Source organism: Alcanivorax sp. S6407, assembly GCF_023016115.1.
Lineage (GTDB): Bacteria > Pseudomonadota > Gammaproteobacteria > Pseudomonadales > Alcanivoracaceae > Alcanivorax.
In genome coordinates, this window is the sequence record NZ_JALKBH010000001.1 from 366,303 (window position 1) to 391,540 (window position 25,238).

At 58.0% G+C, this 25,238-nt stretch carries 24 protein-coding genes and 1 tRNA gene; 12 read left to right on the top strand and 13 right to left on the bottom strand.

Going from position 1 to position 25,238, the window contains the following annotated elements:
* Positions 1 to 160: 160 nt before the first annotated feature.
* Entirely contained in the window at positions 161 to 2,383 is a 2,223-nt protein-coding gene (locus tag MWU49_RS01655; protein ID WP_246967280.1) for an NADP-dependent isocitrate dehydrogenase, read from the top strand.
* A 294-nt stretch (positions 2,384 to 2,677) separates the two neighbouring features.
* Here the strand turns inward: MWU49_RS01655 and MWU49_RS01660 are convergent, their stop codons facing one another.
* Entirely contained in the window at positions 2,678 to 2,914 is a 237-nt protein-coding gene (locus MWU49_RS01660) for a cold shock domain-containing protein (RefSeq protein ID WP_246967283.1), read from the bottom strand.
* A gap of 260 nt (positions 2,915 to 3,174) precedes the next feature.
* Here MWU49_RS01660 and clpS point away from each other — a divergent pair, with 260 nt between their 5' ends.
* Positions 3,175 to 3,561 carry an ATP-dependent Clp protease adapter ClpS gene (gene clpS / locus MWU49_RS01665; RefSeq protein ID WP_246967286.1) on the top strand — a complete coding sequence of 129 codons (387 nt, stop codon included), beginning with the start codon at positions 3,175 to 3,177 and terminating at the stop codon, positions 3,559 to 3,561.
* Between the two features lie 26 nt (positions 3,562 to 3,587).
* Entirely contained in the window at positions 3,588 to 5,852 is a 2,265-nt protein-coding gene (clpA, locus tag MWU49_RS01670; RefSeq protein ID WP_246967288.1) for an ATP-dependent Clp protease ATP-binding subunit ClpA, read from the top strand.
* A 137-nt stretch (positions 5,853 to 5,989) separates the two neighbouring features.
* Here clpA and infA read toward each other — a convergent pair whose 3' ends face one another.
* From infA to trxB, 4 genes are all read right to left on the bottom strand, one after another.
* On the bottom strand, positions 5,990 to 6,208 hold the full coding sequence (gene infA / locus MWU49_RS01675; protein ID WP_022984063.1) for a translation initiation factor IF-1: 219 nt from the start codon (positions 6,206 to 6,208) through the stop codon (positions 5,990 to 5,992).
* A gap of 99 nt (positions 6,209 to 6,307) precedes the next feature.
* Positions 6,308 to 7,027, bottom strand: a complete 720-nt coding sequence (locus tag MWU49_RS01680; protein ID WP_246967290.1) for an arginyltransferase — start codon at positions 7,025 to 7,027, stop codon at positions 6,308 to 6,310.
* Positions 7,028 to 7,080: 53 nt separating this feature from the next.
* Positions 7,081 to 7,809, bottom strand: coding sequence for a leucyl/phenylalanyl-tRNA--protein transferase (aat, locus tag MWU49_RS01685; RefSeq protein WP_246967292.1), 729 nt, complete (start codon positions 7,807 to 7,809; stop codon positions 7,081 to 7,083).
* A 25-nt stretch (positions 7,810 to 7,834) separates the two neighbouring features.
* The gene (gene trxB, locus MWU49_RS01690) at positions 7,835 to 8,782 is read right to left on the bottom strand and encodes a thioredoxin-disulfide reductase (protein WP_246967294.1); all 948 of its coding nucleotides are present in this window, start codon (positions 8,780 to 8,782) and stop codon (positions 7,835 to 7,837) included.
* Between the two features lie 442 nt (positions 8,783 to 9,224).
* On the opposite strand from trxB, the gene MWU49_RS01695 reads away from it, so the two are divergent.
* The 6 genes from MWU49_RS01695 to cysG all read left to right on the top strand — a co-directional run bounded on the left by MWU49_RS01695 (position 9,225) and on the right by cysG (position 16,883).
* Complete coding sequence (locus MWU49_RS01695; protein ID WP_348646682.1) at positions 9,225 to 11,540, top strand: DNA translocase FtsK 4TM domain-containing protein; 2,316 nt, start codon at positions 9,225 to 9,227, stop codon at positions 11,538 to 11,540.
* Positions 11,541 to 11,562: 22 nt separating this feature from the next.
* Positions 11,563 to 12,171, top strand: coding sequence for an outer membrane lipoprotein chaperone LolA (lolA, locus tag MWU49_RS01700; RefSeq protein ID WP_246967296.1), 609 nt, complete (start codon positions 11,563 to 11,565; stop codon positions 12,169 to 12,171).
* Positions 12,171 to 13,517: a replication-associated recombination protein A gene (locus MWU49_RS01705; protein WP_246967298.1), complete on the top strand. Its 1,347-nt coding sequence runs from the start codon at positions 12,171 to 12,173 to the stop codon at positions 13,515 to 13,517. Before lolA ends, MWU49_RS01705 begins: the two co-directional genes overlap by 1 nt.
* Entirely contained in the window at positions 13,510 to 13,902 is a 393-nt protein-coding gene (locus MWU49_RS01710; protein WP_246967301.1) for a CrcB family protein, read from the top strand. Before MWU49_RS01705 ends, MWU49_RS01710 begins: the two co-directional genes overlap by 8 nt.
* Positions 13,903 to 14,084: 182 nt before the next feature.
* Complete coding sequence (gene serS / locus MWU49_RS01715) at positions 14,085 to 15,377, top strand: serine--tRNA ligase (protein ID WP_246967304.1); 1,293 nt, start codon at positions 14,085 to 14,087, stop codon at positions 15,375 to 15,377.
* A gap of 123 nt (positions 15,378 to 15,500) precedes the next feature.
* Positions 15,501 to 16,883, top strand: a complete 1,383-nt coding sequence (gene cysG, locus MWU49_RS01720; RefSeq protein ID WP_246967308.1) for a siroheme synthase CysG — start codon at positions 15,501 to 15,503, stop codon at positions 16,881 to 16,883.
* Positions 16,884 to 17,463: 580 nt separating this feature from the next.
* Here the strand turns inward: cysG and MWU49_RS01725 are convergent.
* From MWU49_RS01725 to MWU49_RS01745, 5 genes are read right to left on the bottom strand one after another with little or no spacing between them, the layout of a single operon-like run.
* Positions 17,464 to 18,453, bottom strand: coding sequence for a glycosyl transferase family protein (locus MWU49_RS01725; RefSeq protein ID WP_246967311.1), 990 nt, complete (start codon positions 18,451 to 18,453; stop codon positions 17,464 to 17,466).
* Between the two features lie 53 nt (positions 18,454 to 18,506).
* Complete coding sequence (locus MWU49_RS01730; RefSeq protein WP_246967315.1) at positions 18,507 to 18,761, bottom strand: hypothetical protein; 255 nt, start codon at positions 18,759 to 18,761, stop codon at positions 18,507 to 18,509.
* 1 nt (position 18,762) lies between these two features.
* On the bottom strand, positions 18,763 to 19,065 hold the full coding sequence (locus MWU49_RS01735) for a hypothetical protein (protein WP_246967317.1): 303 nt from the start codon (positions 19,063 to 19,065) through the stop codon (positions 18,763 to 18,765).
* Positions 19,058 to 19,429, bottom strand: coding sequence for a sulfurtransferase complex subunit TusD (tusD, locus tag MWU49_RS01740; RefSeq protein ID WP_246967319.1), 372 nt, complete (start codon positions 19,427 to 19,429; stop codon positions 19,058 to 19,060). The genes MWU49_RS01735 and tusD overlap by 8 nt, the downstream gene beginning before the upstream one ends.
* Positions 19,429 to 20,112, bottom strand: a complete 684-nt coding sequence (locus tag MWU49_RS01745; protein WP_246967321.1) for a Bax inhibitor-1/YccA family protein — start codon at positions 20,110 to 20,112, stop codon at positions 19,429 to 19,431. The genes tusD and MWU49_RS01745 overlap by 1 nt, the downstream gene beginning before the upstream one ends.
* Positions 20,113 to 20,320: 208 nt before the next feature.
* Here MWU49_RS01745 and MWU49_RS01750 point away from each other — a divergent pair, with 208 nt between their 5' ends.
* Positions 20,321 to 20,992 carry a hypothetical protein gene (locus MWU49_RS01750; RefSeq protein WP_246967323.1) on the top strand — a complete coding sequence of 224 codons (672 nt, stop codon included), beginning with the start codon at positions 20,321 to 20,323 and terminating at the stop codon, positions 20,990 to 20,992.
* Between the two features lie 96 nt (positions 20,993 to 21,088).
* A tRNA-Ser gene (locus MWU49_RS01755) sits at positions 21,089 to 21,176 on the top strand.
* Positions 21,177 to 21,357: 181 nt separating this feature from the next.
* Here MWU49_RS01755 and MWU49_RS01760 read toward each other — a convergent pair.
* Genes MWU49_RS01760 through MWU49_RS01770 form a run of 3 tightly spaced genes read right to left on the bottom strand, consistent with a single transcriptional unit; the run spans position 21,358 to position 24,347 of the window.
* Positions 21,358 to 22,389: an ArsA family ATPase gene (locus MWU49_RS01760; RefSeq protein WP_348646683.1), complete on the bottom strand. Its 1,032-nt coding sequence runs from the start codon at positions 22,387 to 22,389 to the stop codon at positions 21,358 to 21,360.
* A gap of 15 nt (positions 22,390 to 22,404) precedes the next feature.
* Complete coding sequence (locus MWU49_RS01765; RefSeq protein WP_246967327.1) at positions 22,405 to 22,674, bottom strand: cory-CC-star protein; 270 nt, start codon at positions 22,672 to 22,674, stop codon at positions 22,405 to 22,407.
* Positions 22,674 to 24,347, bottom strand: a complete 1,674-nt coding sequence (locus MWU49_RS01770) for a carbon starvation protein A (protein ID WP_246967329.1) — start codon at positions 24,345 to 24,347, stop codon at positions 22,674 to 22,676. The genes MWU49_RS01765 and MWU49_RS01770 overlap by 1 nt, the downstream gene beginning before the upstream one ends.
* Positions 24,348 to 24,566: 219 nt before the next feature.
* On the opposite strand from MWU49_RS01770, the gene uvrY reads away from it, so the two are divergent.
* Positions 24,567 to 25,223 (top strand): UvrY/SirA/GacA family response regulator transcription factor, encoded by a 657-nt coding sequence (gene uvrY / locus MWU49_RS01775; protein WP_246967331.1) that lies wholly within the window; start codon positions 24,567 to 24,569, stop codon positions 25,221 to 25,223.
* The last annotated feature ends 15 nt before the right edge of the window (positions 25,224 to 25,238 follow it).

The following is a 25,238-nucleotide window of genomic DNA, read 5'->3' on the forward strand; positions in this document are numbered from 1 at the left end:
TGCGCTAACAAGGCTAAACGGTCGGTGCTATACTGGCCAGTGCAAGCCGACTACGGTTTTTTGAGGGAGTAGCCTTTTCAAGACCCGCTGATCTGACGGCCAAAAGCCGACTCATATCGGGTGGGAAATACTGCCAATACAATTGGGACCTAGTAATTCGATGACCACGCCAAAAATTATTTACACCATGACCGATGAGGCGCCAGCGCTGGCGACCTATTCCTTTTTGCCCATTATTAAAAAATTCACTTCGATCGCCGGGATTGAAGTAGAAAGCAGCGATATTTCACTGGCTGCCCGTATTCTCGCCAACTTTCCTGAATACCTTTCCGAAGAGCAACGCGTCAACGATACCCTTGCCGAGCTCGGCGCCCTGACCCAGGACCCGGAAGCGAACATCATCAAGCTTCCCAATATCAGCGCCTCCATTCCCCAGCTTCGCGCCGCCATTGCGGAGCTGAACGAGCATGGTTACAAGGTCCCTGAATACCCCGACGAGCCTCGTAATGACGAGGAAGAGGACATCCAGAGCCGCTATGCCAAGGTGCTTGGTTCTGCGGTAAACCCGGTGATCCGTGAAGGTAACTCTGACCGTCGTGCGCCCATCGCGGTGAAAAACTACGCTCGCAAGAACCCGCACAGCATGGGTTACTGGAGCCCGGCGTCACGAACCCATGTGGCGCACATGCGCGGTGGTGACTTTTTCTCCCATGAGACCTCCACCACTATCGACAAGGCGTGCAATGTGCGCATCGAGTTTGTCGACAAGGATGGCAAGGTCACCGTCAAGAAGCCTGATCTGCCCCTGCTCGATGGTGAAGTCATCGACGCCATGTACATGAGCAAGAAGGCGCTGTGTCAGTTCTTCGACGAGCAGATTGAAGATGCCAAGAACACCGGCATTCTGTTCTCCCTGCATGTGAAGGCCACCATGATGAAGGTGTCTCACCCCATCGTGTTCGGTCATGCGGTGCGCTGCTTCTACCGTGAGCTGTTCGACAAGCACGGTGAGGTACTGGAGGAAATCGGTGCCAACCCGAACAACGGTCTGAGCAACATCTACCAGAAGATTGAGGAACTGCCGATTTCCCAGCGTCTGGAGATCGAATCCACTATTCGTGCCTGCTACCTGCACCGTCCGGAACTGGCCATGGTCGATTCTGACCGCGGCATTTCCAACCTGCATGTACCCTCGGACGTGATCGTGGATGCCTCCATGCCTGCCATGATTCGTCAGGGCGGCAAGATGTATGGTGCCGACGGCAAGCTCAAGGACACCAAGGCGGTGATCCCGGAAAGCACCTACGCCACCATCTACCAGGAAGTGATCAACTTCTGCAAGACTCATGGTGCCTTCGATCCGGTGACCTGTGGCTCTGTTCCCAATGTGGGTCTGATGGCCCAGAAAGCGGAAGAATATGGTTCTCACGACAAGACCTTCGAAATGAAGGAAGCCGGCACCATGCGTGTGGTACGTGAGGATGGTGAAGTCCTGCTCACCCACGAGGTGGAGCCGGGCGACATCTGGCGTATGTGTCAGGCGAAGGATCTGCCGATCCGTGATTGGGTGAAACTGGCCGTGGCCCGTGCCCGCCAGAGTGGCACCCCGGCCATTTTCTGGCTGGACAAGGAGCGTGCCCACGATGCCCAGCTGATCATCAAGGTGAAAGAGTACCTGAAGGATCACGACACTGAGGGTCTGGATATCCGCATCATGTCACCGGTGCAGGCGATCCGTTATTCCATGGAGCGCATGATCCGTGGCAAGGACACTATCTCCGTGACCGGTAACGTACTGCGTGACTACCTCACCGACCTGTTCCCGATCCTGGAGCTTGGCACCAGTGCCAAGATGCTGTCCATCGTGCCGCTGATGGCCGGTGGCGGTCTCTACGAGACCGGTGCGGGCGGTTCTGCGCCCAAGCATGTCCAGCAGTTCCTGGAAGAGAACCATCTGCGTTGGGATTCACTGGGTGAGTTCCTGGCGCTGTCAGTTTCCATTGAGGAACTGGGTGAGAAGTACGGCAACGCCAAGGCCAAGGTGATTTCTGCGGCGCTGGATTACGCCAATGAGCAGTACCTTGAGCAGAACAAGGCACCGTCCCGCAAGGTGGGTGAGCCGGATAACCGGGTCAGCCATTTCTATGTGGCCATGTACTGGGCTCAGGCCCTGGCAGCCCAGAGTGATGACGCGGAGCTGAAAGAGAAGTTCACCCCCATCGCTGCTGCGCTCACCGAGAACGAACAGAAAATCGTTCAGGAAATGGTTGCGGTGCAGGGTTCTCCCACTGATATCGGCGGTTATTACAATCCCGACTTCAGCAAGGCAACCGCCGCAATGCGCCCCAGTGCCACCTTTAACGAGATTCTCGACAAGGTGTAATTGCCGGCGCCACGTTGTCGCCTTTAGGTGGCAATGATTAAAAAACGGGCCTCTCGAGGCCCGTTTTTTTTGGCCGCTCTGTGGCTGCTGCACGCTTCACGCATCATGCTGCACGCGTAAGGGCAAACCGGGTGGGGCTGACCGTTGTGTGTGGAGTGGATGGCAAAAGACAAGATGGGCGGGGCAGGGCTGCGTTCCGCCAGAGAGTGGTGTCAGGAGGCTGCCGCACCGTTTGTGAGTGACGTGGCGGGGCGGCAGACGCTGTTCAGGAGGTCAGATGGATCTGCCGCCAGATCACTCCAGACCGCCTTCTTCGTTGCTGGCTTCCTCGTTGGAGCGCAGGTTCACGGCATGGAAGCCCTTGTTGGCAGGTTGCACTTCGTATTCGACTGGCTGACCGGCCTTGAGGCTCTTGTAACCGTCCATCTGAATATAGGAGTAATGGACAAACAGATCCTCCCCCCCTTCATCTGGTCTGACAAAACCGTACCCTTTGGCGTTGTTAAACCACTTTACTCTTCCCGTTGCCATGGTCCTTCCCTCTGCCTATCCAATGGCGTGAAAAGCCTTTTGGCTTTTCGTTTCTTTTTATTCAACGGTATCCGCTGCGTTACACTGTAAGTCCCGGAGACAAAAAGACCGGGCAGTATTGTGCAACTTTTAAACATGCGTCGCAGGGTGTCAACCCCGTGACAAATCCCTTGGAGTGGGGGGCTTGAAAAAAGGACGACCGCCCATCATTTCATCATTGCCTGTTGACGCCAGCAGGGTTACAACGGTTTAAACGACTTATGAATTGGCAATATCAGTGGCACCCGGACATGACTGAACTGAACGGCCGAATCACAGCCGGCCCCTCGGATTCACCCTCAGAACCGGACCGTCATGGAGACCTGGCCGTCGAGGAGGCCAAACCCAAACTCAAGCCACCGTCCATGTACAAGGTATGGATGTTGAATGATGACTACACCCCGATGGATTTCGTGGTGGAAGTGCTTGAGGACTTCTTCAATATGGGGCGCGAGCAGGCCACCCGGGTCATGCTGGCGGTGCATACGGAAGGAAAGGCAGTGTGCGGGATTTATCCCCAGGACATCGCCGAAACCAAGGCCACCCAGGTGGTCGAATATGCCCGGGAAAATCAGCATCCGCTGATGTGTCAGGTGGACCAAGCCTGACCGGGTACTGGCAGTGAGGTAGCCCTATGCTCAGTAAAGAACTGGAAATTACGCTGAACGAAGCGTTCCGTCATGCACGTAGTCACCGTCATGAGTTCATGACTGTGGAGCATCTGTTGCTGGCATTACTGGAAAACGAGGCCGCCGTGGAAGTGCTGCGTGCCTGTGGCGCGGACCTGGATGATCTGCGCGAATCACTGAGCCAGTTTATCGAAGATTCAACTCCCCTGTTGCCGGAGAGTGACCCGGAGCGTGACACTCAGCCAACCCTGGGTTTTCAGCGTGTACTGCAACGCGCCGTGTTCAGTGTCCAGTCTTCCGGCAAGAAGGAAGTCACCGGCGCCAATGTGCTGGTGGCCATTTTCAACGAACAGGAAAGCCAGGCGGTCTACTTCCTGAATTGTCAGGACATTCATCGTCTGGATGTGGTCAATTTCATTGCCCACGGTATCTCCCAGCTGCAGGATTCCAGCCAGCCCCCGGAAATGGAGCAGGAGGCCGAGGGTGCCGAAACCGGTGGCCAGGCTTCGGCGCTGGAGAATTATGCGGCCAATCTCAACGAGCTGGCTCGCGAGGATCGCATCGACCCGCTTGTGGGGCGTGCTTTCGAGATCGAGCGTGCAGCTCAGATTCTCTGCCGTCGCCGCAAGAATAATCCGCTGCTTGTGGGTGAGCCTGGGGTGGGTAAGACCGCCATTGCCGAAGGGCTGGCGCGGATGATCGTGGAAGGCAAGGTGCCTGAGCCGCTGTTGGACGCCACTGTCTACTCTCTGGACCTGGGCGCCTTGCTGGCAGGAACCAAGTATCGGGGGGATTTCGAGAAGCGCCTGAAAACCCTGCTCGCCGATCTCAAGAAAGAGCCCAACGCGATCCTCTTCATCGACGAGATTCACACCATCATCGGTGCCGGAGCGGCCTCCGGCGGGGTTATGGATGCCTCCAACCTGCTCAAGCCATTGCTGGCCAATGGCGAGCTGAAATGCATGGGCTCTACCACCTTCCAGGAATACCGCGGGGTATTCGAGAAAGACCGTGCTCTGTCCCGTCGTTTCCAGAAGATTGATGTGGTGGAGCCTTCTGTGGAAGACACAGTGGGCATTCTCAAAGGGCTTAAATCCCGTTTCGAGAAGCATCATGACGTGGAATACAGTGATGCGGCCCTGAAAGCGGCTGCCGAACTCAGTGCCCGCTACATCAATGATCGTTACCTGCCGGACAAGGCCATCGACGTGATTGATGAAGTGGGGGCCTGGCAGCGTCTGCGCCCGGAAGAAGAGCGCAAGCACACCATTGAAGAATCGGATGTGGAAGACATGGTGGCCAAGATCGCCCGGATTCCGCCCAAGCAGGTGTCTTCTTCCGACAAGGAGCTGCTGCGTAACCTGGAGCGCGATCTGAAGATGACCGTATTCGGTCAGGATGATGCCATTGATACCATCTCTGCGGCGATCAAGTTGTCCCGTGCGGGTCTCAAGGGTGAGAACAAGCCCATTGGCAGCTTCATGTTTGCCGGCCCTACCGGGGTGGGCAAGACCGAAGTCAGTCGTCAGCTGGCTCGAGCCCTTGGCGTGGAGCTGATTCGCTTCGACATGTCCGAGTATATGGAGCGGCACACCGTGAGTCGGCTTATCGGTGCACCTCCGGGGTATGTGGGATATGACCAGGGCGGTCTGCTTACCGAGGCCATTACCAAGACGCCGCATTGCGTATTGCTGCTGGACGAGATCGAGAAGGCTCACCCGGAAGTGTTCAATATCCTGCTGCAGGTGATGGACAACGCCACGCTGACCGATAACAACGGTCGCAAGGCGGACTTCCGTAACGTGATCCTGATCATGACCACCAACGCCGGTGCCGAAGTCCTAAACAAGCGCTCCATTGGTTTCACCGAGCAGGACAACAGCACCGATGGCATGGAGATGCTCAAGAAGGTGTTCACTCCGGAATTCCGCAACCGTCTGGATGGCATCGTGCAGTTCGGGCCGCTTACCACCGAGGTTATTCTCGGCGTGGTCGACAAGTTCCTGGTGGAGTTGCAGGCGCAGCTGGACGAAAAAGGCGTTGTCCTGCACGTGGACGACTCGGCTCGCCGCTGGCTGGCAGAGAAGGGCTACGACAAGGACATGGGCGCCCGGCCAATGGCTCGCCTGATCCAGGAGCAGCTGAAGAAACCGCTGGCAGAGAAGCTGCTGTTTGGCGAACTGTCGGAGCAGGGTGGCCAGGTGGATGTGGCAGAGAAAGATGGCCAGCTAAACCTGACGGTGAAATCTGCGGAGGCGGAGCCGGCGTAGGTAGCTCAGTTGACAGTTAACAGTTGATAGTTGACAGCTAAAGGCGCAAACAAAAATACCCCCGGCTCGAGAGAGGCGGGGGTATTTTTTGGGCTTTCTGCATGCAGCGTGAGGCGTGTTGCGTGCAGCGGCCTTTCTTATTTCATGCGGAAAGTGATACGACCCTTGGTCAGGTCGTAGGGGGACATTTCCACCTTTACACGGTCGCCGGTGAGGATGCGGATATAGAATTTGCGCATCTTTCCGGAGATATGGGCCGTGATCACATGACCGTTATCCAGCTTCACACGAAACATCGTGTTGGGCAGGGTTTCAACGATCACACCTTCGAGTTCAATCTGTTCTTCTTTCGCCATCCAACAAATACCTTGGGTTACCGGCTATGAGCGAGGGCGCAATTATGCCTAGAAAGCGGGCCGGCTGCAAAACCTGTTGTGCTTTGGTGGGACAAGACGTTATTTGCCTTGCTCAGACAGGTCCTTCCAGGCGCCGCTGCGCAGTATTTCCAAGGGCTGATACTCGTTCTTGTAGCGCATTTTCTGGCACTGATCGATCCAGTAACCCAGATACAGGTAGGGCAGGTTGAGGCGCTGGCATTGCTCAATCTGCCAGATCAGTGCCATGACACCTAGGCTGCGTTCATGGCGATTGGGGTCAAAGAAGGTATACACCGCAGACAGTCCATCCTCCAACTGGTCAGTGACGGCGACGGCTCGCAGCTTGCCTTGTTCCCTGAAACAATAGAAATGGGTGTCAGCCCAGTCGCAGGTGAGGAAATTGGTGAATTGTTCTTCGGAAGGCGGATACATATCGCCATCGCCATGGCGCTGGTTGATGTAGTCGGCGTAGAGACTGTAGAGCTCGCGGGTAAAGCGTGCGGGTTCCCGGCTGACGACCAAGTCCTGGTTGAGCTTGCGGATACGGCGATGACGGCGCCGTGGTTTGAAATCGGCGGCGCGGACCCGGGCTGGAATACAGGCCGAGCACTCCTCGCAGTGGGGGCGATACAGGTAATCGCCGCTGCGTCGAAACCCCAGCAGGCTCAGTTCGCTATAGAGCGCCGGTGACAGGGTGGCCTGGGGGTCCACAAACAGGGTTGAGGCCTGGCGATCTTCCAGGTAACTGCAGGCGTGGGCCGGCGTCCGGAAGAAGCGCAGTGTCGAAAGATCCGTCATGGTTTCAGTTTAGCCAACCCGCGCGGCAGTGAAAATCCTTCCCGGATAGCCGGTCAGGTTGGTTTTTTGTTACCGGGCAGTGTTGCCCAGTCCCATTGGCCTGCAGGCCAGTTTACGGGTTCAGGGGTGGCAGGTATCCAGTCCGCCAGGTGCTGACGAAAGGTTTCCCGGTCGATCATGGCGGCGCCCATGCTGCTTAGATGGGGGTTTTCCACCTGGGCATCAATCAGTGCGATATCCAGTGTTCCGGCAAGTTGCTTGAGGGCTGCCAGCGCGATTTTAGAGCCGTTCAGGCGGGGCGAGACCATGGATTCACCAAAGAAGATTCTGCCCAGCTTAATGCCATAGATGCCCCCGGCGATCTCGCCATCCTGCCAGACCTCCAGACTGTGGGCGTAGCCCATTTGGTGCAGGCGGATATAAGCGCTGATCATTTCCGAACTGATCCAGGTTCCTCCACCGTCGCGGCGGGGGGCGGCACAGAGCGCCATGATCGAGGAAAAAGCCTGATCCAGGGTGATGGTGAAATCGGTCTTGCCAAGATGACGACGCAGGCTGCGGCTGATATGGATCTGTTCCGGATAAAACACACAGCGCGGGGCAGGGGACCACCACAGAATGGGCTGATAGTCCGCGTCGTACCAGGGGAAAATACCGGAAGAATAGGCCCTTACCAGGGTGCTCGGGCTCAGATCCGCCCCGGCGGCCAACAGGCCGTCCGGGTCGGTGAGGGCGTCACGGGTATCGGGAAACGGCGCTCCCGGTTCCAGCCATGGCACCATCTGGGTTACACCGTCATGGGCGTGATCAGCCCTTCAGGTTGTCTAGGTAGCGCTCGGCATCCAGTGCTGCCATGCAGCCGGAACCGGCGGAGGTGACCGCCTGACGGTAGATATGGTCAGCCACATCCCCGGCGGCAAACACGCCCTCGATGCTGGTCTGGGTGGCGTTGCCTTCGGTGCCGCTGTTCACCTTCAGATAGCCGTCCTTCATGGTCAGCTGGCCAGCGAATATATCGGTGTTGGGCTTGTGACCGATGGCGATAAACACGCCCTGGAGCTCCAGGTCTTTACTGCCTTCGCCCTGGGTGGACTGGATGCGAATACCTGTAACGCCACTGTCATCGCCGAGCACTTCTTCCAGGGTGTGGTTCCATTCCACGCTGATGTTGTCCTTGGCCAGCAGCTTGTCCTGCAGGATCTTCTCGGAACGCAGGGTGTCGCGGCGGTGGATCAGGGTCACATGCTCAGCAATGTGGGACAGGTACAGCGCTTCTTCCACGGCGGTGTTACCGCCGCCAACCACAGCCACACGCTGGCCCTTGTAGAAGAAACCGTCACAGGTAGCGCAGGCGGAGACGCCCTTGCCCATGAAGGCTTCTTCGGATTCCAGCCCCAGGTACATGGCGGAAGCGCCGGTGGCAATAATCAGCGCATCACAGGTGTAGGTGCCGGAATCGCCCTTGAGGGTGAAGGGGCGGTTGTTCAGCTCCACTTCGTTGATGTGGTCGTACACCATCTGGGTGTCGAAACGCTCGGCATGCTGCTGCATGCGCACCATCAGATCCGGACCCTGCAGGCCTTCCACATCGCCGGGCCAGTTATCCACTTCGGTGGTAGTTGTGAGCTGACCGCCAGGCTGGATGCCCGTGATGACCACCGGGTTGAGGTTGGCTCGCGCAGCATAAACAGCGGCAGTGTAACCCGCCGGGCCGGAACCAAGGATAATCAGTCGGTGGTGCTGCACGTCGCTCATCAGGGACTCCATTCAAAAAAGGGTAGTAGGCAGTGAATAGCTTAACCGAGGCTTAAATCGGGGCTGATAACGCCTTTATCAAGGCGTGAGAAACTACAGTAAAAGGTCGCCTCCGTGAAGCCTGTCAGTGTCATAGTCTGTGGTTATCTCTGGAACGGGAGCATGCACAATCGTACGCTGTTTCCCGATGTTGTCGTTTTATCGTCAGGCATCAGGCATCTAGCCATCTCTGCGCAGGATCAAGGCGGCGGTATTGTCCTCAACGCCTCTTCCTCCCAGCCCGCGATGAGGCAAATTTATGTGATATTCTTCCTGCTCTGCTTCACTCGGTGGTTTCGCTGCTGGCCGGCATCGCGCTGTTTGTCTACAATCGCAATAATTTCAATTTGTTATCGTCACTTTTTCAGAAAGTGTCTTGAACATCATTTTATAGGGGCAAGGCGTGAGTAAAACCGTAGCCGGGCAAGGAGAGTCCGGGTTTTCCCGTCATCTCAAGCGCGGACTGGTAGAAGGCATGGTGATCGCCCTGATCGCCTTCTCTGCCTACCTGCTGCTCGCTCTGGTCACCTTCGACAGTGGTGATCCGGGCTGGACCTTTGTCGGTAATGTGACTGCCGTGCAGAATGCTGCCGGGCGTGCCGGGGCCTTCAGTGCTGATTTGCTGCTTAGCCTGTTCGGTTTCATGGCCTATCTTTTTCCGGTGCTGGTGGGTTTCTGGGCTGGCAAGGTGCTGAAAGAGCGCCATGCCGGCCTGCCCAACAGCTGGCCGCTGTTCAGCCTGCGTCTGGTGGGCTTCATTCTCACCATGCTGGCAGGTACCGCGCTTTCCTACATGCATTTTACTGTTGGAGCCCATCTGCCAGAGGGCGCCGGAGGCATTCTCGGGCATGGCATGGGGCAGGCGGCCCTGAATGGCTTCAACCCTCTGGGGGGCACCCTGATCATGGTGGCCCTGTTCCTGATCGGGGTAACCATCTTTACCGACCTGTCCTGGATTGCCCTTGCAGAAGGCCTTGGCGCCCTGGTGCTGGCCGCCTTCGAGAAGATTCCGGCCTGGTGGCAGGCACGCAAGCAACAGCGCGAGGCCCAGAAGCTCAAGAAGGAAGCCCACGAGAAACGCGCCAAGGTAATCAGTGAGGCCAAGAAGAAAGCCGAAACCCGTAAACCGGTCAAAATCGCCGAACCGGCCAAGCCGGTGGAAAAGAGCGTGCGGGTACAGAAGGAAAAGCAGCAAAAGCTGTTTACCACTGAAGTCACCGGTGAGCTGCCCCCCATTGGTCTGCTGGATCAGGTAGAGGAATCCAAAGGCGGCTACTCTGAAGAAGCCCTGGAAGGCATGTCCCGTCTGCTGGAGATCAAGCTCAAGGACTTCAATATCGAGGCCGAAGTGGTGGCGGTACAGCCCGGCCCGGTGATTACCCGCTTCGAGATTCAGCCGGCACCCGGTATCAAGGTATCCAAGATCACCAACCTGGCCAAGGATCTGGCTCGCTCTCTGGCGGTGATCAGTGTCCGTGTGGTGGAAGTGATTCCCGGCAAGACCACCGTGGGCATCGAGATTCCCAACGAACAGCGGGAAATGATTCGCTTTACCGAAGTGGTCGGCACGCAGATGTTTGACCAGTCCCCGTCACCACTGACCATGGCGCTGGGCAAGGACATTTCCGGTAATCCCGTCATGGCGGATCTGGCCAAGATGCCCCACCTGCTGGTGGCCGGTACCACGGGTTCCGGTAAGTCGGTGGGCGTGAACGCCATGCTGTTGTCCATGTTGTTCAAGTCCAATCCCGATGATGTTCGTCTGATCCTGATTGATCCGAAGATGCTGGAATTGGCGGTCTACGACGGCATCCCCCATCTGCTGACCCCGGTGGTGACCGACATGAAGGAAGCCGCTGGCGCGTTGCGCTGGGGGGTCGGGGAGATGGAGCGTCGTTACCGGCTGATGGCGGCCATGGGGGTGCGAAACATCTCCGGCTACAACCGCAAGGTGGATGACGCGAAGAAAAAGGGCGAGCCACTGAAAGATCCGCTGTGGAAGCCGGAAGATCCCATGAACCTGGAGGAAGAGGCGCCGTTGGCCGAGCATCTTCCCTACATTGTCATCGTGATTGATGAATTCGCCGACATGATGATGATTGTCGGCAAGAAGGTGGAAGAGCTGATCGCGCGGATTGCCCAAAAGGCCCGTGCCGCCGGTATTCACCTGATTCTGGCCACCCAGCGTCCGTCCGTGGATGTGATCACCGGTTTGATCAAGGCCAACGTGCCGTCCCGGATCGGTTTCCAGGTATCGTCCAAGATCGATTCCCGTACCGTGCTGGATCAGGGCGGCGCCGAGCAACTGCTGGGCCACGGTGACATGCTTTATTTGCCGGGCGGCACCAGTGTTCCGGAACGAGTTCACGGCGCCTTTGTCTCAGATGAAGAGGTCCACCGTGTCTGTGACGACTGGCGCAAGCGCGGGGAGCCCAACTATCTGGAAGAAATTCTCGATGGTGGCTCTGATCTCAGCGCCCCGATGCCCGGTATGGAAAGCGCCGGCGGCGGGGATGACGAAAATGATCCGCTCTACGACGAAGCGGTGGCCTATGTGACCCAGTCACGCCGTGCCTCCATTTCTTCGGTACAGCGAAAACTGAAAATTGGCTACAACCGTGCCGCCCGTCTGGTGGAAGCCATGGAGATGGCCGGGGTAGTCACAGAAGCAGGGCACAACGGCCAACGGGAGGTGATTGCGCCTCCGCCGGTAGAGTAGGCCGCCTGCACAAGGAGAGTTAATGCGACATTACGTCATGGCGGCCTTGCTCGCGCCGTCCCTCGTCTGGGCCGATGCCACAGAAGACCTGTTATCCCGTCTGCAGCAGCTGGATTCCCTGAAAGGGGGCTTCGAGCAGATGGTGCTCGACAAGGGCGGCACCCACATGCAGCAGGCAGAGGGGACCTTTCAGGTAGCCAGGGGCAACCGTTTTTACTGGTCGACCACCAGCCCGTTCTCGCAACTGGCGGTGTCCGATGGCGAAACCGTATGGGTGTATGATGAAGATCTCGAGCAGGTGGTGATCCGTCCGCTCAGCCAGGATCTGGGCGAGACCCCGGCACTGTTGTTCAGCGGCAAGCCTGCCGACGTGGCGGCAGCCTTCAGTATTGCCGAACAGGATCGAAACGGCGCAGAGGTGACCTACCGCCTCACCCCGAAAGGGCAGGATCCGCTGTTTGACCAGCTGGATGTGAGTTTTCAGGGAGACCAGCCCCAATCCATGCGACTGCAGGATGCGCTTGGTCAGAAGACCATCATCGATTTTCGCGATTTGACTCTCAACAAGGGAATAGATGCTGCACTTTTCCGGTTTGCTCCTCCGGAAGGTACGGACATTATCCAGCAGTAATGAACGACCTGTTTGCCGCCGACAATGCCCAGCAAGCGCAGCCCCTGGCTGCGCGTTTGCGTCCTGCCAGCCTGGATGATTATGTGGGCCAGCAGCACCTTGTCGGGCCAGGCAAACCCCTTCGCCAGGCACTGGAACGTGGCCAGCTGCATTCCATGATCCTGTGGGGCCCGCCGGGCACCGGCAAAACCACGTTGGCACTGATTCTGGCCCAGGCGGTGGATGCGGCATTTGTGACGCTGTCTGCCGTGCTTTCCGGGGTAAAGGACATTCGCTCGGAAGTGGAACAGGCGCAGATTCGCCTGGCCCAGGGGCGCCGGACTGTCTTGTTCGTGGACGAAGTCCATCGCTTCAACAAGTCCCAGCAGGACGCCTTTCTTCCCCATGTGGAAGACGGCACCATCACCTTTATCGGTGCCACCACCGAAAACCCGTCCTTTGAATTGAACAACGCGCTGCTTTCCCGGGCGCGGGTCTACCGTTTGCGCTCTCTGGCACCGGAGGATCTGGCCGGGCTGCTGGAACGCGCCCTGAAGGAGCCCCGCCTAAACGGCATGACCGTAGAGGACGATGCGGCCGAACTGCTGCTGAATTATGCCGATGGCGATGCCAGGCGGCTGCTGAACATGCTGGAAGTGGCGGCTGATCTGGCCGAAGGGGAAGCTCCGGTCATCAACGCTGAACTGATGAGCGAAGTGCTCCGCGATGCGGTGCGCCGTTTCGACAAGGGCGGCGACCTGTTCTATGACCAGATTTCAGCTTTGCACAAGTCGGTCAGGGGATCAGATCCTGATGCTGCGCTGTACTGGTTTGCCCGCATGCTGGATGGCGGCTGTGACCCGCTTTACCTGGCTCGCCGGGTAGTGCGCATGGCCAGTGAAGATATCGGCAATGCTGATCCGCGTGCGCTGACACTGTGTCTGCAGGCCTGGGATGTGCAGGAGAGGCTGGGCAGTCCTGAAGGTGAGCTGGCCATTGCCCAGGCCATTGCCTACCTGGCGGTGGCGCCCAAAAGTAACGCCGTTTACATGGCTTATAATCAGGCACGCGCGCTGGTACGTGAAAAGCCAACCAACGAGGTGCCGTTGCATCTGCGCAACGCACCCACCCAGCTAATGAAAGACGAAGGCTACGGAGCCGAGTATCATTACGCCCACGATTTCCCGGATGCTTTCGTGGATGGCGAGAATTATTTCCCGGCCAGCCTGAGGAATACCCGGCTTTACGAGCCGGTCAATCGTGGTCTGGAGATCAAGGTAGGAGAGAAGCTGGCTCGCTTGCGGCAACGAAATGCCGCCAGTGACTGGCAGCGCTATCCATCGGGAAGGGGAGAGGCGGATGACTGATGTGGGGCTGGTACCCTGGCTGGCGGTGGCCGGTGGTGGTGCCACTGGGGCCTGCCTGCGTTTTGGCACCACCCTGTGGCTGGGGGTGCCTGCCATGCCCGCCTGGCCATGGGCTACCTTTTCGGTGAACCTGCTTGGCAGCTTTCTGTTCGGCCTGCTCACCGTGGCGCTGGCCAGCATGACCAACAGCGAGCCCTTGCGGCTGGCGATCATGACCGGCATGCTCGGCGCCCTGACCACGTTCTCCACCTTCTCCTTCGAGCTGGTGAGAATGGTAGAGGTGAAAGCCCTGGGGCTGGCCGCGGGATATGCGACAACGTCAGTGCTGGCCTGTCTGACTCTTGCGGGAGTCGGGCTGATGCTGGGACGGCTGATTTTTGAATAAATTGAGAGGGGCAAGCTACAAGCTACAAGCTACAACGCGAAAAAGGACTCATGTTTAAACTAAAGGGTTTTCTCCGCGCACAGTTCGCGGCGTAAGTGCTAATCGTTTATTGAGACTCTTGTCCGCGTTGCAGCTTGTAGCTTGAAGCTTGCAGCTCGTTTTTGATCTGGAGTAAGTAAGACATGCTGGATATTCGTGCCCTGCGTCAGGATGGCGAGGCGATCAAGGCGGCCCTGGCCAAACGCGGTTATAGCCTGGATCTGGAGGCCTTTGCGGCGCTGGATGCCAAGCGCAAGCAGGCAGATGTGCGTTCCCAGGACCTGCAGGCCGAGCGCAAGAAGGCGTCCAAGCAGATCGGGCAGCTTATCCAGTCCGGCATGAACGTGGATGAAGCCAAGGCTCAGGTGGCGGAAACCCTGAAGACGCTGGATGCGGAGCTGGATCAGGAAGTGGCCAATGCCAAGGCCATCCATGACGAGATCACCGAATTTCTCATGGGCGTTCCCAATGTGCCCCAGGATGCCGTGCCGGAAGGCGCTGATGAAGACGATAATGTGGAAGTCAGTACCTGGGGCGAGCCGAAAAGCTTCGAATTTGAGCCGAAGGATCACGTGGATGTGGGCGAAGGCCTCAGCGCCGGCGCACTGGATTTTGAAAATGCCGCCAAGCTGTCCGGCGCCCGCTTTGCGGTGATGACCGGCGGGGTGGCTCGGCTGCATCGTGCGCTGGTGGATTTCATGCTCGACATCCACAGCAGCGAACATGGCTATGAAGAAGTTTATGTGCCGTATCTGGTGGGGCCGGAAGCCCTGCGCGGCACCGGTCAGTTGCCGAAGTTCGCCGAAGACCTGTTCAAGATGGAAGGCGAGCGCGAGCTGTACCTGATTCCCACTGCGGAAGTGCCGGTCACCAACCTGGTTGCCAACGAGATTCTGGAAGCGGAAACCCTGCCACGCCGCTTCACTTGCCATACCCCCTGTTTCCGTTCTGAAGCAGGTAGCCATGGCAAGGATACCCGTGGCCTGATCCGCCAGCACCAGTTCGAGAAGGTAGAGCTGGTACAGATGGTGCGCCCGGAAGATTCTGATGAGGCGCTGGAACAGCTGACCGGACACGCCGAAGCTATCCTGCAGAAACTGAACCTGCCGTACCGCAAGGTCATCCTCTGTGGTGGCGATCTGGGCTTTTCTTCCACCAAGACCTATGACCTGGAAGTGTGGCTGCCCAGCCAGCAGAAATACCGTGAAATTTCTTCCTGTTCCAACTTCCGGGACTATCAGGCGCGCCGTATGCAGGCTCGCTGGCGTAACCCGGAAACGGGTAAACCGGAATTGGTACATACCTTGAATGGGTCTGGTCTCGCAGTAGGGCGTACACTGGTAGCCATTCTTGAGAATTACCAGAATGCAGACGGTTCGGTGACGGTACCGGAAGCATTGCGCCCCTATATGAGAGGCCTGGAAAGCCTGAAGTAAGACTGTTACGACGCAATCCCGAGCTGTCAGCCCCGCCGGCTGGAAACAAGGCCGCCAGGCGCGGCTTCGGATTGCGTCTCGACGTCATACATGGGCCGCCCAGCGGTTACCCAGGGAGCAGTCATGGAATTCCTGCCTATCAGCTGGCGACTACAGGGCAAACAAGCCCTTGTGGTCGGCGGCGGTGATGTGGCCTTGCGTAAAGGTCGACTTTTGCACCGATCTGGTGCTGTTTTGAGTGTTGTTGCTCCCGATGTGTGCGACGAGTTGCGCCATCTTGTGGCAGAGGGGCAGGGGCATCTCCGTGAGAGACCCTTTGACGCGGCTGATCTAGCTGGCAGCTCGTTGGTGATTTGCGCCACGGATGACTCCGCCGTGAACGCGCAGATTGCCGATCTGGCGGCTGCAGAGAATATCCCGGTCAACGTGGTAGACAACCCTTCGCTCGGTGATTTCATCTTCCCTGCCATCGTGGACCGTTCTCCGGTACTGATCAGCATCAGCTCGTCTGGCGCGTCGCCGGTATTGGCCCGAAAGCTGCGCAGTCAGTTGGAGTCCACCTTGCCGGCCCGCTGGGGGCGGCTCGCGGATCTGATGGCGAAATTCCGCCAGCCCCTCAAGGACAAACTGGATAATGTGGGTGCCCGCCGTCTGTTCTGGGAACAGGCACTGGACAGCCCGATTGTCGAGAAAGTGCTGGCCGGCAAGGACAGTGAAGCCGAAGTGCTTCTTGCCGAGGCAATCGACAGTGCCGACAGCGACAAGCTCAGTCAGGGTGAGGTCTATCTGGTGGGCGCGGGGCCTGGCGATCCGGACCTGCTCACATTCCGCGCCCTGCGGTTGCTGCAGAAGGCGGATGTGGTGCTGTATGACCGGCTGGTGGGGAAAGGTATTGTCGATCTGGCCCGTCGGGATGCGGAAATGGTCTATGTGGGCAAGGCCCGTGACAAGCATGCGTTACCCCAGGACAACATCAACGAGCTGCTGGTGCACTACGCCAGGCAGGGCAAGAAGGTTTGTCGCCTGAAAGGCGGTGATCCGTTCATCTTCGGTCGTGGCGGTGAAGAGATTGATCTGATCGTCCAGGAAGGGATCAACTTCCAGGTGGTGCCCGGCATTACTGCCGCCAGTGGCTGTGCCGCCTATGGCGGTATCCCGCTGACCCACCGTGACCATGCCCAGTCAGTACGCTTTGTCACCGGCCATCGCCAGGATGGCACTGTGACGCTGGATTGGGAGCATCTGGTCAGTGAAACCGAAACCGTGGTGTTCTACATGGGGTTGGTGGGTCTGCGCCAGATCTGCGATCAGCTCATGGCCCACGGTCGCAAGGGCGATACTCCCATCGCGCTGGTGTCCCGTGGCACTACTGATCTGCAGGAAGTCATCACCGGCACCCTGGCCACCCTGCCAGACGATATCGAAGGGCGTGAGATCCATGCTCCGACGCTGATTATTGTCGGCAGCGTTGTCAGTTTGCATCCGAAGTTTGGGTGGTTCAAATAAGGCAGTTAATAGTTAACAGTGAATAGTGAATAGCTAAAGTCAAAAGCCATAATCAAAGGCGTAGGCGGAGCTGCTTGAGGGCAGCTCCGCCTTTTTTGTTTTTGGTTGTGCAGGTTTTTGTGGCGGGTGGAAAGGCTTGAAGGGTTCCGTAGGAGCGTCGCTGGCGGCGCGATAGCCCAGTGTCGTAAAGGACAATTTATCACTGAGGGCACAGAGCTTACCGATAACGGCGGTTCTGTTATCTCTGTGGTGAAAATGCTGTTGATCCTGGCCTGGAATCGCGCCGCCAGCGACGCTCCTACGGCGAGGGTGGTGGTATTGCTTTGGCGCTATCGTAGGGCGGAAATGCCTCAGGGCATCTCCGCCAATTTGGGGCCGCTCTTCGGCTGCATCACGCAACATGCGGCACGCAGAAAGCGAACTCCGACATCAAGGCCGACAATTACCTTCGGTCAATCCTGGCCCGTATCATTTCCTGCAATCCCGCGATCATAGTCTGGTCGCAGCCTCTTGCCTTGCGGGTCGTGATGAAGCGTCACGCGCAGTTATTAATTATTCATTATTAACTATTAATTACGCTCTACAGCCGCGCCGTATCCCGGTCCCGCCACAACGCTTTCGCTTGCTCCTGTGCTTCTTCCAGTGAACCTGCCTTGTCCAGGCCCCAGAGTGCTACGGCTACGGTCTGGATGATGGCGTTCTCGCCGTATTCATCCTGTTGTTCACCACGCCAGACGCGCTTGAGGGTGTTTGCATCGGGTGTTCCCGGTGGGGTGGCGCGAGGGAGCACGTTGTCCAGTACTGCGCCTTCCAGGGGCTCGTCGTGGCGGATGCCGGTGATGGTGGTGCGGGCGTCCGGGCGGATTTCCAGCTCGCCACCTTCGCCCTTGAACAGCAGTAAATCCCTGTCTCCACACAGTTCGGCGGCACCCTGGTGCAGGGCAATATAGGCCGGGTGAAAGACGCTCTGCATGGAAAGCGGGGCGCGGGCCGGGTTGAGGCTGCGTGCCAGGGTGTTGATGGGAGAGCGCAATCCCAGATAGAAGCGCAGTGTAAGTAGATGGGAGAGTGGGGCGCAGAACTGCTCGATGGGCAGATAGGCCAGTCCTTGCTGATCAAGATGCTCGGCGGCTTCAGAAACGGTGCTGGCCACCTTCAGGCCAAGGGCTGGCAGCAGTTCATCGGTATAAACCCGATTGGGAGTATGAGCCGGGCCGCCGTGGAGCAGGGTGCGGATACCCTGATCTGCCAGTAGCACGGTGGCCAGCAGATACCAGGGGTGATGCTTTTTCTTGCCGGCGTAGCTGGGCCAGTCCAGCTGCACGGCAGGAAAATCAGCCAGGCGCTGATCACACAGGCCACGACAGGCATCCAGAAAGCCGGCCAGTTCTTCCGGGGTTTCTTCCTTGACACGCAACAACATCAGGAAGGCGCCCAGCTGAACATCTTCTACCTTGCCCTCCAGAATCAGCTGCATGGCGCTTCTGGCTTCTTCCCGTGTCAGGCTGCGGCGGGCGCGCTTGCCGCGTCCCAGGGTGCGCACATATTCAGCAAAGGCATGTTCGGTCATGGTTGGTTTCTCTACGGGTTTTCCATGTTGCGTGGAGCGTGATGCATGTTGTGCTAGTACCAGCTGGTGCAGGGCCCATGGCTGGCGATCAAAATCAGCAGTCTTGAATGGTCAATGATCTCGAGATTACTGTCCGGCGCATGCATCTGTGGGTGTTCCAGCAGGTAGGCCTTGCCTTCAATTGGCAGTGTGGAAGCAAGCAGCAGGCCTGAATCGGTGAAGATACAGATATCGTCAGGTTGGTAAAGCATGCGGAAGGTGTCGATACCGGCCTGGTCACCGGGTTTGAGTCCGATCAGATGTAGCATTTCAGAACACCAGAACCTGTTGGCAATCTTTTCGCAGGTTTCGCAGCGTATCCGCGCTGAGGGCTTCTGCCGGGAGTGTTCCGGGACTCGCAGTGTCCGAAATCACACAGCGGACACCAAAACCCGGCAGTTGAAGCAGACTGTCGTTGGCTGGCAGGGCTGCGAGGGCATTCAGGCAGCCATCGGTGAGCCACAGGGTGGTCGGCAGACCAAAGGCCGCGCCGGTCATGAGCATGTCCAGCATTTCTTGAAAACGGTCGCTGAGCGGGGCGGTTGCCGTAGCGATATAGAGCTGACTAGCCAAACTGGATTACCCGTTCTGCGTTGATCATGGCATCGGCCCACTGGCCAAGCCCTGCCAGACTGAAACCTTCGGCCAGGGTTTTCCCCTGGTCCCCGGAAACAATGCCGCGGCGCTGGGCGGCGCCGACACAAACTTCTGCACTTACTCCCGTTGCCTGAATCCATTGCTGCCATTGCTGTGCGGCATTGGCATTGTCGCCATCACCTCGCCAGGCATGGCGGTGGCACAGGTGGATGCCATCAGCATAGAAAAAAAGGCGGTAGAGCTGGTGTTGCGGGTGGGCGTGGAGCGCTTTGGCGGTATTCAGGGCGGTCAGTGCGGCGGGGGAATCCGCCGCCGCATTGACCAGAAGGGCAAACTGCATCAGTCGTCGCCGCTGAGGGCGGTGAGGATGTTGAGCAGAGACATGAACAGGTTGTACAGGGACACGAACAGCGTCACGGTGGCCATGATGTAGTTGGTTTCACCGCCATGAATGATGGCGCTGGTCTGCCACATGATCAGCAGGGAAGACAGCATCACGAAAGCACCGGAGACAGCCAGGTTCAGGGCCGGAATGCCGAGGAAGATGTTGGCCAGGCTGGCCACGAAGGCCACCAGAATGCCGATCATGATGAAGTTGGTCAGGAAGCTGAAATCCTTGCGGGTCACCAGTGCGATGGCAGACATGGCCACAAAGATAAAGGCAGTGCCGCCCAGTGCAGTGGTCACGATTTCCATGCCACCGGGGATCTGGGCGTACATGTTGATGATCGGACCAGTGGTGAAGCCCAGCCAACCGGTGAGGCCAAATACGGCAAGAATGCCCCAGGCGCTGTTACGCAGCATGTTGGTGGCGATCAGCAGGCCGAAGTAGACGCCAATGGTGAGGAATACGTTGATAAAGCCGATGTTGCTGGCCATGGCAAACCATGAGGCGCCAGTAGCCACAATCAGGGACAGCCCCAACAGCATGTAGGTGTTCTTCAGAACCTGGGCCGCTCGCTCTCCGGATACGGCGTAGCCTTGTTGCTGCGGAGTGGAGTAGGGATTGGTCGGGGTATTCATGATCTTGAGCATCCTTTAAGTAGGTACCTGTGATGATAAGGGCGGCGGCGTCAAAATCAAGGGAAAGTGGTAAGGCTAACCCACTGTTTTTATAGGGTTATTGCATTTTGTGAAATAGAGGGGCAATTGAGCGCTTTGTGACCGGAATCTCGGGATTCAATCACGACTTTTCATACTATATTCGTAGTTTGGGGAGGTTTATTTCACTATGACAACTTTATCCATTGCTCCAAGAGAAGAGCAGATCGAGCTTCAGGGGGTGCCGGGAGCGCTGGATCAGGCACAACTGGTCGCGGTACCGGAGGAAGGTGATCGAAAGGTAGAGCTGGTGTTCGCACCCAAAGGCGGCGCAAGAGCCAGTAGTGTTTCGTTGTTCAACGGACGATTCGTGGAATATCGCCGGGCTGGACGGCGAAAGGGGCGGGCTGCGGTATTCAATCTCGCCTTTGTAGACCCGAAGCCTTCCCATGATGTGCATCTGGCGTTGCCTTATTGGGCTGCGGCAGCCGTCGGGCTAATTGCTATCGTGACCGGAGCCTGGCTGCAATTATTGCCGCTGGCTGCTGCGGGAGCGGTGTGGACAGCGGTGTTTGGTCTGTGGGCACGCCGCAAGCAGCGCAACCGCTGGATTTTTTTCAGTCGTCATGGGCGTATTGCCTTGTTCGAAATTCGTCAGACCCGAGCCGACAGCGATCGCCTGCAGAAGTTGATCGGCATCCTGGCCAAACGTAGCCAGCAAGCCTGGGCCAATCTGCCGGCAGGCAAGGAGCGATTGGCTGTAGAAGTGGCCGAGCATCGGCGTTTGCTGGCTAGTGGCGCCATCAGCAAGGAGCGTTACGAGCGCGCCAAGAGTCGAATTTTTGGTCGATACAAAGGTTGAAAGGGGTCAGTCGATCAAGTTTCCAGCAATTATCGACACATAGCGGCGCCGGTCGTTGACTGGCAAACGCGCTCATGTATTATTGCTGGCCTGTCAGGAGGGGTGGCAGAGTGGCCGAATGCACCGGTCTTGAAAACCGGCGACGGGAGACCGTCCGTGGGTTCAAATCCCACCCCCTCCGCCATACAAAAAGCCCGCGCTCATAGAGCGCGGGTTTTTTTTTGTGCCGCTCTGCGGCCGCAGCACGCTTCACGCATCATGCAACACGCAAGGATCAAAAGCGGATTTACCACAGAGAGCACAGAGAGCACAGAGGAAAACGGGATTTCTCAGTGAACTCTGTGAGCTCTGTGGTGAAACGTCTTTTATTTTCTGGTTTCCGTTTTCGCCAGCATTTCTGAAAACACCCTGATCGCCTGTATCCCCTGAACATCATCTTCCTGCAATGGGATTCTCAGGGTGGGGAGGGTGCTGAACAGGGTGCTGATCTCATCAAGATGGCGTTGTTGGGTGATTACGCGGGCGGCGAAGAAGGCGCCGTCCACATTGTCGGGGAGTACCCGGTTGATGATGATGCCGGAGACGGGGATGCCGGATGCCTTGAGGCTGTCCACGGCGCGGCGGGTTTCCAGGATGGGCAGTTTTTCCGGGGTCATGACGAAGATGAAGCCGGTGGTGTCAGGATCGGATAACTGCCGGCGGGCGCGGTGAAACAGGCGCTGTCGGGCCAGCAGGGTATCGGCTATTTGCTGGCTTCTTGGGTCAAGATCCTGGTTGGCATGCCGGGTGGGGTCTTGCAGCGGGCTGTCCAGATCCTTGCCGGGGCTGAGATGATCGAGCACCTTGCCCAGCTGTTGCGCCTTGTGGTTGTGCTTGAGCAGCCCGCTGGTCCAGGCGGCCATGACCTCAGGCAGGCTTAGCAGGCGCAGGGTGTGGCCGGTGGGGGCAGTATCGAAGATCACCAGATCATAGTCCTGGCTGGTCTCATCGATAATCTGCGACAACCGCTCCAGCAGAGCGGCTTCCTGGGCACCGGGGGACTGGCGGCTCAGGCGCAGTTGTTTTTCCAGTTCCTTGAATTGATCCGGTCCGGCAAAGCGACGCATCTGGGCGCTGACCTTGTCCAGATAGCGCTCCACTTCCTCGTCCGGGTCCAGCTCCAGTGCATACAGGTTGCCTGCCATGCAGGTGACAGCGTTGCCGATAGTTTTGGCGAAGGCATCGCCGAGACTGTGGGCCGGGTCTGTGGAAACCAGCAGCGCCCTGCGACCGGCCTCGGCGGCGCGACAGGCAATGGCGGCGGCGGTAGTGGTTTTGCCTACACCGCCCTTGCCACCCACCATCAAGAATTTTCGATGGTGGATGAGCGCATCAATATCCAGCGTCTTGTCAGCCATCAGCATAGGTGCCCATCAACAGCATCGAAAGTGATCCAGTGGCGAGCGCTCCATACCCATGCGGGTATGCCATTCATGGAAGCGGTCCATGAGCAAGGGTTGCAGCTCCAGTGTGCTCCAGGCCGCGGGGTTGGGGATGCCCATCATCTCGGAAAACACCAGTAGCATGAACAGGTCTTCCTCATCCCGTTTGGCCCGGGCGATAGCGGCACGGTAGGGCGCATTATAATACTGGGTGCCGAGCTCATTGAGTCGGCGCAATGCGCCCAGGATGCGGTTTGCCATCAGGTTGACTCCACCGGTTCGCTGAACGCCTTCTTGAGTGCGGCTGCACATTCCAGTGTCACCAATAGCGCGGCTACCAGCACCACCAGATCCAGTCCAAGCAGGAACCAGTCCTGCTTGTCATAGAAACTCTTCAGTTGCATCAACAGGGCCAGCAAAGTCATCACCAGCAGGAACACCAGCGGGCCCAGTGTGTAGATGGCAGGGCGGCCACGACGCACCAGCATGATGGTAATGACTAACAGGGTAAGCCCGGCAAGAAGCTGATTGGTGGTGCCAAACAGGGGCCAGATCAGCAGGCCGCCACTGCCATCGGCGCCACCGGCACCAAAGGCCAGCAGCAGGCAGCTGGCCACGGAGAGCAGGGTGGCGGGTAACGGACGGGTCAGCCATTTCTGCTGATAGATTTCACCCCATTCCTGAAAGATATAGCGCTGCAGGCGCAGCCCGGTGTCCATGGTGGTGCCGGCAAAGAGGGCGGCCATCACCGTGAGCAGGGTGGCGGCCACGCTGGCATCCAGACCGAGTCCGCCAGCGAGGATGGCGGCGCCGCCATCCACAAAGGCGGTCAGACTGCCTTTACCGAAGGCGGTATAGACGGCCTGCCAGTCGGCCAGGGAAGCAAAACCAGCTGTCGCAGCAATGATGGCGGCCAGCGCCAGAGAGCCTTCACCTACAGCACCAAAATAGCCGACAAAGCGGGCATCGGTTTCCTGGTGAAGCTGCTTGGAGCTGGTGCCGGATGCCACCAGACCATGGAAACCGGAGATTGCTCCGCAGGCGATGGTAACGAACAGCAGTGGCAGCAGGGATGGCGTGCCCGGCGGCACATCCACATTGATCATCGGCGCTACCACGGTGGGGTTGCCAATCAGTACCGCTCCGTAGAGCAGGATTAGTCCGACAAAGAGTTGCAGGCCATTGATGTAGTCACGGGGCTGCAGCAGCATCCACACAGGAAGCAGGGAGGCGATGGCGGCATAGGCGAACAGCAGCAGAATCCAGCTGGCACTGGCAGACAGCCCCATGACTTGATCGGGCAGGGCAATGGGCACCTGCGGGCCAATGTAGATCAGGGAATACAGCGCGGCCACACCGACGACGGAGACGATGCCGAGACCAATGATACGACGGTAGATCAGCTGGCCGATCACCAGGGCCACGGCGATGGCACCCCATACCGGTACCACGGCACCGGGGTTGTTGATCAGCAGCTTGGCGATCACCACCCCAAACACGGCGTTGACCATCAGCAGCACAAGGAAGATGACGATCATGAAGATGGTACGGGCCCGGTGCCCGACCACTTCGCCGGTGAGAGCGCCGACAGATTTCGCGCGGTTGCGGACACTGGCCCAGAGCGCCCCGCTGTCATGCACGCCGGCAAAGAAGATGGTGCCAAGCACGACCCAGACAAACGCCGGTAACCAGCCCCAGATCACCGCAATAGCTGGGCCGACAATGGGGGCGGCACCGGCGACAGAGGTGAAATGATGGCCCCACAGCACATAGCGATTGGTAGGGACAAAATCGACGCCGTCCTCAAATTCATGGGCAGGGGTGCGGAAGTCGGGATCAAGCTTGAAGATACGGTTGGCAATAAACCGGGAATAGAAGAGGTAGCCAGCGGCCATACCACCCAGCCCCAGCAAAAGCAGAACGATTGCGCTCATGGAAGTAGCCCTTGGGTCGTTTCCTGTTTGGCTTTACGCTAATGAGTCAGTTTCTCATGACTGACTGTCCGGTCAACGCGACCTAAGGCTAATATACAGTTCGTCGGAGTGACAGCGATCAATGTTCACCAAAAAGGTACTATGAAACAACAGGGGTAGTGAGTATGGTTGCCGCTTCTTTATGCATGGCGGGTAACGGATCTACCCGGAGGTAAAAGAATGATCAAAGTATTGGTGGTGGATGACCATGATCTGGTCAGAACCGGCATTGCCAGGATGCTGGACGAAGTCGAGGGTATCCGGGTGGTCGGTCAGGCCAGTTCCGGCGAAGAAGCCATCCAGCTGACCCGCGACAAGTCCCCTGATGTGGTGCTGATGGATATCAAGATGCCCGGCATCGGTGGACTGGAAGCCACCCGCAAGCTGCTGCGTGTTGATGATGGCCTGCGCGTCATTGCAGTGACCATGTGTGAAGAGGAACCATTTCCTTCGCGGCTGATGAAGGCCGGTGCGGCAGGCTACATGACCAAGGGCGCTGATCTGGAAGAAATGGTCCGCGCCATCAAGATCGTCGTTTCCGGGCAGCGCTATATCAGCCCCGAAATCGCCCAGGCCATGGCCCTTAAACCTTATGTGGGCGAAGAGGCCAATCAGCTGGATATGCTCTCCGAGCGTGAGCTGCAGATCATGATGATGATCGTCAACTGCCACAAGGTTCAGGATGTGGCAGACAAGCTTTGCCTTTCCCCCAAGACCGTCAATACCTACCGCTATCGCATTTTCGACAAGCTGGGAGTTTCCAGCGATGTGGAAATGGCGCTGCTGGCCGTTCGGCACGGCATGCTGGATGCGGTGGAACAGCCCCTGCCGGGCTGAATCCCGGCAGCCATC

What these genes read in the sequence shown, in the direction of transcription:
- MWU49_RS01655 (WP_246967280.1), top strand. Translation starts at nt 161, where the DNA reads ATGACCACGCCAAAAATTATTTACACCATGACCGATGAGGCGCCAGCG.
- MWU49_RS01660 (WP_246967283.1), bottom strand. Translation starts at nt 2,914, where the DNA reads ATGGCAACGGGAAGAGTAAAGTGGTTTAACAACGCCAAAGGGTACGGT.
- clpS (WP_246967286.1), top strand. Translation starts at nt 3,175, where the DNA reads ATGAATTGGCAATATCAGTGGCACCCGGACATGACTGAACTGAACGGC.
- clpA (WP_246967288.1), top strand. Translation starts at nt 3,588, where the DNA reads ATGCTCAGTAAAGAACTGGAAATTACGCTGAACGAAGCGTTCCGTCAT.
- infA (WP_022984063.1), bottom strand. Translation starts at nt 6,208, where the DNA reads ATGGCGAAAGAAGAACAGATTGAACTCGAAGGTGTGATCGTTGAAACC.
- MWU49_RS01680 (WP_246967290.1), bottom strand. Translation starts at nt 7,027, where the DNA reads ATGACGGATCTTTCGACACTGCGCTTCTTCCGGACGCCGGCCCACGCC.
- aat (WP_246967292.1), bottom strand. Translation starts at nt 7,809, where the DNA reads ATGGTGCCATGGCTGGAACCGGGAGCGCCGTTTCCCGATACCCGTGAC.
- trxB (WP_246967294.1), bottom strand. Translation starts at nt 8,782, where the DNA reads ATGAGCGACGTGCAGCACCACCGACTGATTATCCTTGGTTCCGGCCCG.
- lolA (WP_246967296.1), top strand. Translation starts at nt 11,563, where the DNA reads ATGCGACATTACGTCATGGCGGCCTTGCTCGCGCCGTCCCTCGTCTGG.
- MWU49_RS01705 (WP_246967298.1), top strand. Translation starts at nt 12,171, where the DNA reads ATGAACGACCTGTTTGCCGCCGACAATGCCCAGCAAGCGCAGCCCCTG.
- MWU49_RS01710 (WP_246967301.1), top strand. Translation starts at nt 13,510, where the DNA reads ATGACTGATGTGGGGCTGGTACCCTGGCTGGCGGTGGCCGGTGGTGGT.
- serS (WP_246967304.1), top strand. Translation starts at nt 14,085, where the DNA reads ATGCTGGATATTCGTGCCCTGCGTCAGGATGGCGAGGCGATCAAGGCG.
- cysG (WP_246967308.1), top strand. Translation starts at nt 15,501, where the DNA reads ATGGAATTCCTGCCTATCAGCTGGCGACTACAGGGCAAACAAGCCCTT.
- MWU49_RS01725 (WP_246967311.1), bottom strand. Translation starts at nt 18,453, where the DNA reads ATGACCGAACATGCCTTTGCTGAATATGTGCGCACCCTGGGACGCGGC.
- MWU49_RS01730 (WP_246967315.1), bottom strand. Translation starts at nt 18,761, where the DNA reads ATGCTACATCTGATCGGACTCAAACCCGGTGACCAGGCCGGTATCGAC.
- tusD (WP_246967319.1), bottom strand. Translation starts at nt 19,429, where the DNA reads ATGCAGTTTGCCCTTCTGGTCAATGCGGCGGCGGATTCCCCCGCCGCA.
- MWU49_RS01745 (WP_246967321.1), bottom strand. Translation starts at nt 20,112, where the DNA reads ATGAATACCCCGACCAATCCCTACTCCACTCCGCAGCAACAAGGCTAC.
- MWU49_RS01750 (WP_246967323.1), top strand. Translation starts at nt 20,321, where the DNA reads ATGACAACTTTATCCATTGCTCCAAGAGAAGAGCAGATCGAGCTTCAG.
- MWU49_RS01760 (WP_348646683.1), bottom strand. Translation starts at nt 22,389, where the DNA reads ATGGCTGACAAGACGCTGGATATTGATGCGCTCATCCACCATCGAAAA.
- MWU49_RS01765 (WP_246967327.1), bottom strand. Translation starts at nt 22,674, where the DNA reads ATGGCAAACCGCATCCTGGGCGCATTGCGCCGACTCAATGAGCTCGGC.
- MWU49_RS01770 (WP_246967329.1), bottom strand. Translation starts at nt 24,347, where the DNA reads ATGAGCGCAATCGTTCTGCTTTTGCTGGGGCTGGGTGGTATGGCCGCT.
- uvrY (WP_246967331.1), top strand. Translation starts at nt 24,567, where the DNA reads ATGATCAAAGTATTGGTGGTGGATGACCATGATCTGGTCAGAACCGGC.